Here is a 2,729-nt window from a genome sequence, read left to right as displayed (position 1 = left end):
GATCTGCCGGGACTCAGTGGTTTTTTTTATGTTTTCAAAATCAATTAATAAAGGGATGACATGTACATTCTCATACCCCAGGGCGTTTAACTCCTGGGCATTATATTCTGAATCGGCGATGATGCCGTCAAACAGATCCTGCCAGCCGGCTAACTGTTCCCTGCCTTGTTTCGTTGCATTGCTGTGGGCTGTTCCGGTTTCAAAATAATGGGTCGGGGTAATGTTATGGTAAACCATTACCAAGCGGTCAGGTAGATTGATAAACCATACAGGTTCCGCCTGGGCCACAGCATGGTGGATTAACAGAATATTGTTGCGGTTTTCTTGATAGGTGTGCCTTGGGCGGACAAGATTCTTTAATTCCGGATTTATGTTATCGGCGTAAATTTCAGATTCATACCCCAGGGCAGTCAGCATTTTTTTGATGAAAAAAAGGCTGTTGCTTATTCCGTCTGCCTTGGTGATGGCCGATGTATATTGATGAATGGCAAAGGTCATTTTTTTGCCGGCTACTTTGTTCCTGTTACCATATAGTCAGCGGCACCGTAAACCATCGAATTGAAACGCTTTGCCACTTCACTGTCCTCCGGAACGCGCATGGTCTCCTCAAAGGGGTGGACGAGGTGAACCTTTATTTCCTTGAACCCGTGGAACTTAAGAAGGTGGGTGCTCAATTCCTTGGGGACCGGAGTCTTATGGGTGGGGTCTCTGTAAAACATATGGGTGGCCACATGGATATTTTCAGGATTGGGGGTTTCCAATATAACAGATCCGCCATGGGTGAGTACCCGGTAAATTTCATGTATCAGCATATTGAACTTTTCAAAGGGCAGATGCTCGATGACATGAAAGGCTGTGATCAGGTCAAGGCTGCGGTCGGGTTGTTGTTGCAGCCATTTCAGCAAATCGCCTTGCTCGGCGTTTAATCCATGACTGAGACATTGGCTTACCATCGCGCTGTTCATGTCTATTCCGGTGACCTTTGCACAATAAACGGATATGATTTGCAGCCATTCCCCCCTGCCGCAGCCTAAATCTGCAGCCTGCATCGCTTTTTCTTGTGCAAAAAGAGGCTTCACCAAGTCAACCGTGGCTTTGTATCGATGTAGTATTTCATCCCGGCTTCCCCTGTAGGCTTGTTCCAGGGAAATATAATAGGTATCTATTGAGTGTCGGGACATGACATCTATTTTATCGAGTGCGGCAGTATCTTTTGATACCCTTAACTCCTGCCTGACATCAAAAAAGAATTGATCAAGTCTGCGCTGCTGCGCCTGGGCTTCCTGGTTCAGGAAAAAAAAAATATCGGACTTGATCTCTTCTATCTGGCGGTTAAGAGTGGACAGCTCCTTTCTAAGAGCGGCAATATCTTTATTATGGTTGAAAACCAGCCTGTCAAAGGATTGGTTTTGCAACGCGGTTGCCTGGGACAAAGTTTGTATCGCCTTTATCCTGGATAACAGGGCCTGCCACTTTTTCCATATAAGCAGTTTCTTTTTTTTCAGCCAGGGAAGGTGTACGCCTTTGTTATTGAGTTGCGCATGTTCGGGGGAAAGCAGCAGATTCGTAATAATGATTTTTCTGGTAATCCCGGTTTCCAGCTGGTATTGCAAAAATTGTAGTTCTTCGTCACTGGCCTGCCTGCCTAAAATTAATTGATATGCTTGTTTTAAAAAAGCCTGATCCTCATCAAGTTGATTGAGCTCATATGTAAGTTTTTGAATTGTTTTTTTTTTTGTCATTTTTTTATGCTCGGTTCGTTTGTAGGGTGCAAAGTATCAACAATCAATAGCAGGTCTTAAGTCGTTTGAAATACCAGCGTTTTTTAATAAACACTTTTTTCCTAAATTAAGAATCTTGAAAATGTTTAAATTTAGCGAGCCCTTAAAAAGCCCAACTGCCAGCTGATGGCTAAGTAAAAAATTCACCTACAAGGTATGGTGTCTAACCACGGGCGAAGGTATATATAGTAAATCAAGCGTTTGGTCAGGCGTCATAACGTAATGGCGGACACTTTTTACGATGCCATCAAATTTGGTTTTCCATTACACAAATTGTCATATTAATCCAGAACAGCTATAAATTACAAATTATTTTGCTTTTCTGTGGGCATATTGAGACTCATCAATGAAAATAACTTGTGTCGTACTCGACCGAAAACCATAAAGTTTTCCGATAACTTCGTTGGTAGCAACTTTTAATCCTCGAAATACTCAATGTATTCAATCGGTTAAAATCTGCATCCGTCTTGTACTCGACAAAATTTTTAGGTGTTCGTTAAGATATTAACGTGATGTGCAACTTTATGTATCTACAAGGCCGTCAAATTGTAAATTTTTCCGACCGTAAAGACAATTGATAAAGACTGCAACAGTATGAGACAGTATTTTTCGAACCGTCCTGCTTGTCAGATGCCACAAATCCCTTGCACGCACTTTCTCAATATTAAAGCGTTCGCAAAGTTGTCCGATTACTGTTTCGACTTCTCTGCGAACCGATGTCATAATTCGGACGGATTCTGGAGGACGGTCATCTTTCATATTCGAACGAAAAGGTGTCTGCAGATCAATGCCGTACAAAAGCAATTCGTTATGTAGAAAGTCGCTTATATAACCTTTATCCCCAATGACAAGTCCCCGGATGCCGCAAAGCATTTCCCACAAGGCATCCCGTTCCTCGGCGTTGGCAGCGGTCAGGGTGAAGGACGAAATTACACCAGAAAGACTGAT

The 2,729-nt window shown here is 42.8% G+C and carries 3 protein-coding genes; all 3 read right to left on the bottom strand.

The genetic code is table 11. The features are described from left to right. Positions 1-498 (bottom strand): hypothetical protein (locus tag AB7U36_RS21985; protein WP_428161738.1); only part of this gene is annotated, 498 nt, incomplete at its 3' end. A gap of 11 nt (positions 499-509) precedes the next feature. Next, complete coding sequence (locus tag AB7U36_RS21980) at positions 510-1,742, bottom strand: methyltransferase domain-containing protein (RefSeq protein ID WP_428161737.1); 1,233 nt, start codon at positions 1,740-1,742, stop codon at positions 510-512. A 561-nt stretch (positions 1,743-2,303) separates the two neighbouring features. Continuing rightward, positions 2,304-2,729 (bottom strand): transposase (locus AB7U36_RS21975; RefSeq protein ID WP_428161736.1); only part of this gene is annotated, 426 nt, incomplete at its 5' end.

The organism is Desulfobacter sp., assembly GCF_050177295.1.
This window is presented reverse-complemented; position numbering and strand designations above follow the sequence as displayed.